Raw genomic sequence first — 6,611 nt, 5'->3', positions numbered from 1 at the left:
CTTGGGACATCGCTTTGATTTGTTTATCGAAAACCATAAAATCATCCTTCCTTAGAAATTTCTTCTAGAAGGATAACGTTTAGAGAAGGGAAAACAAAATCGTTTAGCTTAGCTTGACGGCTATGGGGAAATTGCGAGACTCCTGTGGGAAAAGAGTGCTTGGTGAGACCCCGCAGGACGGAACGTCCGAGGAGGCTTACCGCGCTCCCACGGAAAGCGAGTGATTTCCCGGACCTCCAAACGCTATCAAACGTAACGGAAACAGCGCGAATATCTCGAAACTGAGTCTTTAACTAAAGGGAGCTTATATGAAGAGCAACACGGAACTTTAACATAGTCAACACATAAAAAAACACAGAAAAACAAATTGTTTTCTGTGTTTTCATTTATTTCGAAGCGAGATATTCTTGGTAATTTTTATTACCGCCCGACAAGTTATACACTTCTTTGAACCCTTTATTTTGCAGCACATTTTGAGCGGCGTTTCCCGTTACCCCTTTGTTGCAATACGTAACGGTAGGCAGATCGCTCTGGAATTGATCCGCTTTCTCCCGCAGCTCACCTAAAGGTATGTTCACTGCTCCAGTTACATTGGACTTTTCATGCTGTTTAGGCGATCGGGTATCGATGATCTGAAGGTTTTCCCCTCGTTCGATTCGTTCGACCAGCTGTCCAGGAGTCATCAGTTTGTTTTTCTTCATTATAGCGTTATGAAGAGCCATCCCCGTATACATGACAGGGTCCTTTGTGGTACTGAATGGCGGGGCATAAGCTAAATCTAAGTGAAACAAATCCTCCGCTTTTGCTTTGAAGGTCATAGCCGTAGCAAAAACATCGATTCGCTTATCCACCCCATGCTGCCCGACTGCCTGTACACCTAATACGCGGCCAGTCCTGCGGTCAGCTATCGCTTTAATGATCATTTCTCTGCCGCCTAAATAATCCGCGCTGGCAGGTTTGATATTGTGTAATACTTCTACGTCGTATCCGTGATCCAAAGCCTCTTTCTCACTTAATCCCGTTTGGCCGACATCCAATTGAAATACACGCAGGATGCCTGTACCTAAAATACCCCGGTGCTCAAGCTCTCCTCCCGTCATAACGTCTCCTGCGATTCGTCCCATCTTATTCGCTGTCGAACCTAACGGGCGGTAAATCGGCTGTTCCGTAATAAGGGAGAAGCTTTCAGCGACGTCACCGACGGCATAAACATCAGGGAGATTCGTTTGCATTTTTGCATTTACAGCAATAGCTCCGGTTGATCCAGTTTCCACTCCTGCGTCTTTAGCTATCTGAGTGTTCGGACGTACACCGATGGCCAAACATACGATATCGGCCTCTATTTCTTTTCCTGACTGAGTTTTGACACTGTGCTCTGTAATTTCACTCGCTGCCTCATTCAGGAACAGCTCCACATTCTGAGCCTTCAGCTCTTTTTCCACGCGGGCCGCAATATCTTTATCGAGATGCGGCATCACTTGATCACTCATTTGCACGAGTGTGACGTCCAACCCTTTACGTTTAAGCTGCTCTGCCATCTCAAGGCCGATAAAACCAGCCCCGACAATGACAGCTTTCTTAGGCTGGCTGCTTTCCATGTAATCATGAATAGCCGCTGCATGTTGAATGGTCCGTACGTGGAAGACGTGATCAAGATCGACACCTGGAATCGGTGGTGTCAGTGGTTCAGCACCGGTGGCCAGCACGAGTTTATCGTAGCTTTCTTCTTTCCTGTCTCCGGTGTCCAGGTTTTCTACCGTCACCTTTTTATGTTCGTGATCAATATTCGTCACTTTATGACGGGTAAAGATATCTACATTGTACCGCTTTTTAAACCACGCAGCGTTCCGAGGAGTGAGAGTGTTTAGATCTTCAACTTCCCCGCCCAGGAAATACGGGATGCCGCAGATTGAATAGGAAATATCGTAATCTGCATTGTACAACGTGATCTCTGCCTCTTCATCATTCCTGCGGGCTTTTGCAGCCACCGAAGTTCCAGCAGCTACTGAACCGATTATGAGAATTTTCATTGTGTGAGCCTCCAGCCTTGATGTCTTAAAAGTGTATATACATTAACAGTTCTGTTCAGGTAAACCAGCCAGTACTAAACCGCCGTCCTGATGGTCCAGTGTAACCTCTTTGACCATATCCACAACACGTGCATCCATTGCTACTTGAATATCATTAATCGTTTCTACCTGATCGGATTCCTCCGGGGCATCCATAGACAATCCCATTTGCGGCCCGCAGCACCCTTGTCCAGCAAAATAAAAACGAATATTTTCTGCCTTCTGTTCATTCATAGCTTCCGTCAATACATTTTTCGCTTCTTCCGTAATGTTCATGTTCATTTCTCCTCCGTCTTATCTTTATAATTTTGTAAAATTCAATGGAGTTTCCGGCTTCTTCTCTTCCAAAGCGGAAGCCTCTATTTCAAACCATTCCGCAAATTCTTCATTCGTTGGGTATTGTCCTTCTTTCACAATATTTCCATCAACGAGTACCGCTGGCAAAGCTTCTGTTCCTGACTGATGCAGCAGATCATTTATGACCTTGTTTTCCGTAAATGCTCCGGGCTCATTAGCCAGATTGTACCGTTCCACTACAAATCCTTTCTTCTCAAGGGAATGAAGGACTGTAGCGAGGCGAGTTAAATCAGGGTCCACCCCGGGGCCGCACACTCCTGTCGGACAGCACATCGCCGGATCATAGATTTGTACTTTTTTCATAGTAAACGCTCCTTTCCTTAAGATGCAGCTCAATCACACGAAACAGCTGTCTCCTTCGATTGGATAGCTCGTAAAGTTTCATCTTCATCATCTAATTGATTAAGTATGGATAAGACGAGATCATGCGCACCGAACTCATCGTTCATGGAGAAAAATCTCCACTGCCCGCGTCTTTCCTCTCGAACCAGACCAGCCATTTTCAACTTGCGTAAATGCTGGCTGATGGCAGGCTGACTCATTTCAAACATATCGACAAACTGGCATACACAGTACGCTTTCTTCTGCACCAGTTTCATAATTAAAAGCCTTGTAGGATCGCTCATCGCTTTCATGCACTGTACAGTTGAAGCGGTATCCTGTTTTACTGTAACTGCCGTCATGGCTTCCCCTCCGTTTACAAGCGGTCTATCATTTATGAACCAGTTTCTTCTCCATCCATTATATAAGTCTTTGGTTATATAATTCAATGGTTATCCACAAAATTTACACTAGGATAATATAGGTACAAATAAAAAAGCGCCCCTGGATTAGAGCGCTCCCCACGTTAAACACCTTCCCTTCAGCCCTTCATTCATCGAAAAACTCCATATGACGTTTATCACTTCTATAGTAATCCATTCGATCCTGCAAAGAACCGGTATGAAATTCAAACTTATGCCCGTCCGGATCGGTAAAATAAATCGACCGTTTATCCGCATCCACTCTTGGACGTCCTGAAAGAATATGTACATTTAACTTTCTTAACCTTTCATAGACCTCCACGTAATCTTTTTCATCTATAGAAAAAGCTGTATGAGTATACGAGTGATGGATGTCGCTTCGCGGAATATCTTTTTCTTCATTCAAAGCAAGCCAGAGGCCGTTTACATCAAAGTAAGCCGTCGTTTTCCCTTTGACTAAAAGCTTCGCCTCAAATACCTGTTCGTAAAATTGGACAGACGTGTCTAAATCAGAAACGGAAAACAGCAGATGGTTCAAACCTTTCACAGACATAACCGCTCCCCTCCTCAGTCGTTCATCAAAATCAGCTTCACCACAACATTACACCAGGTCAAAAATATGAATAATCACTTTTGGTATAGCTCTCCCCAAAAGAATAATCAATCGTATCGGGAGAAACAGCAGCTCTGGAATATAAATCAGGAGTTCAATCATGAAATCTACAATATAGAAGCGGCCGTCATCCCTCTTCTTCCTTCTCAAGACTTCCTTTTTGCTTTTCCACCATTCGCTCATAGGGGTTCTCCTCCCTGATTGGTTTTGTGCCTATTAATACGCTTGGCCAGCGAAGAAAGTTTCAATTATAATTATTTTCACCATAATATTCCATTACCCTTGTCATACGTTGTACATCGTTATACAATGATAGATGCAAATAATGGTTAGGATGTGAAACTATGGACCGAGAAATCATGAAAGGCAGCATTGATATTCTTATGCTCACTTCTCTGTCTAAGCAGGATAGGTATGGCTATGAAATCGTAAAAAAATTAAAAGAGCAAAGTAACAATCTGTATAACATGAGTGAAGGAACACTCTATCCTGCTTTGAAGCGGTTGGAAAAGAAAGAATGGCTGACCTCCTATTGGACCGAGACGCCCAGCGGCCGAAGAAAATATTACAAAATCACAGAGGAAGGGCTTACCGTTCTGGACCAGAAACTGTCTCAATGGAAGAGCGTCAACGAAATGATTATGAAAACGTCGGAGGATATGTCATGAATCGGATGGAGAAGCACGTCAAAAAGATTCTGGATCACATGCAAAGTCCTCCTGAGGAACGCCAGGAGATTAAAGATGAGCTGATGGCCCACCTGGAAGAAGCGAAGCAGCAGCATATCAAACAAGGCGCATCAGAAAAGAAAGCTGAACTTTTGGCAATAAAAGAGTTCGGGAATCCCGGCCTCATCGGTAACGGACTTCAGGAATCGCTCTACCCTTACCAGCGCGCGCTGCTCTATATCATTGGTATCGCGGTGCTCGTGTTCGGAGCCCTTTTCTACATCAGTATGACGTTTGCCTTGGGAGAAGCCGAACCGATCTGGCTGCTTGTACAAATGAGCATTGGCAGTGCCATCACGTTATCAGCCATCAACATTGCCTTTATGGGGCGCCATTACTGGTCTTTAAATGTACTCGTGCTCATCGCTGCCATGTGGAACGGGTTCAACGGCATTCTCGCCGAACAAATACCCGGCAGACAAGCCATCTTTTTCTGGGGCTACCTGGTCCTTCTCATTCTTTTGTGCATCTTGTTTGTGATTAGAAATTCCTATTACTCCTCAGATCCCAACACCACGAAACAAACCCGTAATATGATAAAGGTCAGCTATGTCGTAAACATCATTTTCGGCGTCATGATTTGTGCAGCCGCTTTATTTTTTACCTACGGATTCATGATATTTGCAGGTTTCACTTGGATATTAATGGTTCCGTTATCCAGTAGTATCGCCTGGCTGATTTTCTTTAAATTCCAAATGAAACTTATCCACCGGCACCCGATGGGAGCCATTGCTGTCGGTTTCGGCTTCTTAGTCTTTGCTTCAGTTTCACCTTTTGCTATTTTGTCAGCTATTTAATGGGGGGCAATGGTATGAATATTTTTAGCGAATTCCTGAGCTGGCCGGTATTTACAATCCTTTTGGTGCTGCACGCCGCCCTGCTCTTTTTCAAGAAAAAAGAAGCAGTCCTCCATTTAGCAAGGGGCATGATCGCTCTTGGGGCAGCTGCTATGGTGATCGGTTTATTTTACTTCCTGCAGCTTGGAGTCTATGGTGTCCTGCTTCTACTCGTAGGCCTTGTTTTCTACATATTCACTAAAGACCACATGGAGAAAGGGTGATCACATGTCCCTGAAAATGAAAAACATTTTATTTCTCTCGATTGTAGTTGCCGCTTCCACCTTATTATATTGGACGGGGACGTTTGCTGAAGGGCCAAAAGGGCGTGAAGGACTCGACGGCTCTCCCGCTCTATCAAATGATGGAGAAGAAATAGCTTTTCCCCATTATGAAGACGGGGAAGCGACATTGTACACGGCTGCAGCTGACGGCGGAGAAGCTGAACAGCTTTTAGAAAGAGAGACGCGTCAATCCTTCGTGCGACCCGCTTATTCTCCAGACAACTCCAAGCTGCTTTATATCAAAGAGTGGCGTGTGGAAGGAAAGCCTTACAGTCAATTAATGATGTACGACTTTGATAAACAGCAGTCCCAGCCGTTGAAAGATCAAGATCACTATATTCGAGAAGCCATATTCAGTCCAGACGGGAAATCTATCTATCTTGTAAAAGCAGATGGGTACGTGGATCAACCGGATGGGGACGGCGTGATTCCAGATGGGTACGACGTATACCAAATGAATAGAAGCACATATGAAACGGAACAGCTGACAAACGAAGGTAATTATAATTTATCTTCGCTTTCCACCTCGAAGAAGGGCGATCACCTGGTATATTCTCTTTATAACGGAGAAGACCTCATCCAGCAGTTAAATGTGAACAACAAAAAAATAAAAACGATCATGCCGGAGCCCGGATATGAATCAGGTGCCGGAGAGGCTCCCATCATCAATTCTCCTTCCAACGCACCGGATGGAGAAACGATTGCCTTTTCTGATGTAGCTCATTCAAGAGATAATGGAACATTTCAGTATGAAGTCTTTACGATGACCACGGAGGGTGAGGATGTGGTCCAGGTCACCAACTTCCATGAACACGTGTCGGAACCTGTTTTCTACCCTGATGGGAATGACTTATTAGTGAGTGTCGACCGAAACTTTGCCGGAAGGGACCCCGATTATGAGTATTGGAAAGTCAGCGGGGACGGAAAGGAACGGAAGGAAATTATAGTGGAAATTCCTGAGTGAAGAGATGTGTGCGTCGC

At 44.6% G+C, this 6,611-nt stretch carries 10 protein-coding genes; 4 read left to right on the top strand and 6 right to left on the bottom strand.

Going from position 1 to position 6,611, the window contains the following annotated elements:
* Window positions 1–386: 386 nt before the first annotated feature.
* The 6 genes from LF817_RS17295 to LF817_RS17270 all read right to left on the bottom strand — a co-directional run bounded on the left by LF817_RS17295 (window position 387) and on the right by LF817_RS17270 (window position 3,965).
* Entirely contained in the window at window positions 387–2,030 is a 1,644-nt protein-coding gene (locus LF817_RS17295; RefSeq protein ID WP_253937064.1) for an FAD-dependent oxidoreductase, read from the bottom strand.
* Window positions 2,031–2,072: 42 nt separating this feature from the next.
* Window positions 2,073–2,345 carry an iron-sulfur cluster assembly accessory protein gene (locus tag LF817_RS17290; RefSeq protein ID WP_253937063.1) on the bottom strand — a complete coding sequence of 91 codons (273 nt, stop codon included), beginning with the start codon at window positions 2,343–2,345 and terminating at the stop codon, window positions 2,073–2,075.
* 24 nt (window positions 2,346–2,369) lie between these two features.
* Window positions 2,370–2,729, bottom strand: a complete 360-nt coding sequence (arsD, locus tag LF817_RS17285; protein WP_253937062.1) for an arsenite efflux transporter metallochaperone ArsD — start codon at window positions 2,727–2,729, stop codon at window positions 2,370–2,372.
* Window positions 2,730–2,758: 29 nt separating this feature from the next.
* Window positions 2,759–3,109 (bottom strand): ArsR/SmtB family transcription factor, encoded by a 351-nt coding sequence (locus LF817_RS17280; protein ID WP_253937061.1) that lies wholly within the window; start codon window positions 3,107–3,109, stop codon window positions 2,759–2,761.
* Between the two features lie 187 nt (window positions 3,110–3,296).
* Entirely contained in the window at window positions 3,297–3,722 is a 426-nt protein-coding gene (fosB, locus tag LF817_RS17275) for a metallothiol transferase FosB (protein WP_253937060.1), read from the bottom strand.
* 48 nt (window positions 3,723–3,770) lie between these two features.
* Complete coding sequence (locus LF817_RS17270) at window positions 3,771–3,965, bottom strand: hypothetical protein (protein ID WP_253937059.1); 195 nt, start codon at window positions 3,963–3,965, stop codon at window positions 3,771–3,773.
* Between the two features lie 161 nt (window positions 3,966–4,126).
* Here LF817_RS17270 and LF817_RS17265 point away from each other — a divergent pair, with 161 nt between their 5' ends.
* The 4 genes from LF817_RS17265 to LF817_RS17250 are packed head-to-tail and all read left to right on the top strand — an operon-like array spanning window position 4,127 to window position 6,594.
* Complete coding sequence (locus LF817_RS17265) at window positions 4,127–4,450, top strand: PadR family transcriptional regulator (RefSeq protein WP_253937058.1); 324 nt, start codon at window positions 4,127–4,129, stop codon at window positions 4,448–4,450.
* Window positions 4,447–5,307 (top strand): permease prefix domain 1-containing protein, encoded by an 861-nt coding sequence (locus LF817_RS17260; RefSeq protein WP_253937057.1) that lies wholly within the window; start codon window positions 4,447–4,449, stop codon window positions 5,305–5,307. The genes LF817_RS17265 and LF817_RS17260 overlap by 4 nt, the downstream gene beginning before the upstream one ends.
* A gap of 14 nt (window positions 5,308–5,321) precedes the next feature.
* Window positions 5,322–5,570 carry a hypothetical protein gene (locus LF817_RS17255; protein WP_253937056.1) on the top strand — a complete coding sequence of 83 codons (249 nt, stop codon included), beginning with the start codon at window positions 5,322–5,324 and terminating at the stop codon, window positions 5,568–5,570.
* 4 nt (window positions 5,571–5,574) lie between these two features.
* Window positions 5,575–6,594 (top strand): TolB family protein, encoded by a 1,020-nt coding sequence (locus LF817_RS17250; protein ID WP_253937055.1) that lies wholly within the window; start codon window positions 5,575–5,577, stop codon window positions 6,592–6,594.
* Window positions 6,595–6,611: the final 17 nt, after the last annotated feature.

The organism is Halobacillus sp. A1 (genome assembly GCF_024189295.1).
Lineage (GTDB): Bacteria > Bacillota > Bacilli > Bacillales > Halobacillaceae > Halobacillus_A.
This window is presented reverse-complemented; position numbering and strand designations above follow the sequence as displayed.

Coding starts and splice junctions, on each gene's coding strand:
- LF817_RS17260 (WP_253937057.1), top strand. CDS start 4,447: ATGAATCGGATGGAGAAGCACGTCAAAAAGATTCTGGATCACATGCAA.
- LF817_RS17250 (WP_253937055.1), top strand. CDS start 5,575: ATGTCCCTGAAAATGAAAAACATTTTATTTCTCTCGATTGTAGTTGCC.
- LF817_RS17265 (WP_253937058.1), top strand. CDS start 4,127: ATGGACCGAGAAATCATGAAAGGCAGCATTGATATTCTTATGCTCACT.
- LF817_RS17255 (WP_253937056.1), top strand. CDS start 5,322: ATGAATATTTTTAGCGAATTCCTGAGCTGGCCGGTATTTACAATCCTT.
- LF817_RS17295 (WP_253937064.1), bottom strand. CDS start 2,030: ATGAAAATTCTCATAATCGGTTCAGTAGCTGCTGGAACTTCGGTGGCT.
- LF817_RS17270 (WP_253937059.1), bottom strand. CDS start 3,965: ATGAGCGAATGGTGGAAAAGCAAAAAGGAAGTCTTGAGAAGGAAGAAG.
- arsD (WP_253937062.1), bottom strand. CDS start 2,729: ATGAAAAAAGTACAAATCTATGATCCGGCGATGTGCTGTCCGACAGGA.
- LF817_RS17280 (WP_253937061.1), bottom strand. CDS start 3,109: ATGACGGCAGTTACAGTAAAACAGGATACCGCTTCAACTGTACAGTGC.
- fosB (WP_253937060.1), bottom strand. CDS start 3,722: ATGTCTGTGAAAGGTTTGAACCATCTGCTGTTTTCCGTTTCTGATTTA.
- LF817_RS17290 (WP_253937063.1), bottom strand. CDS start 2,345: ATGAACATTACGGAAGAAGCGAAAAATGTATTGACGGAAGCTATGAAT.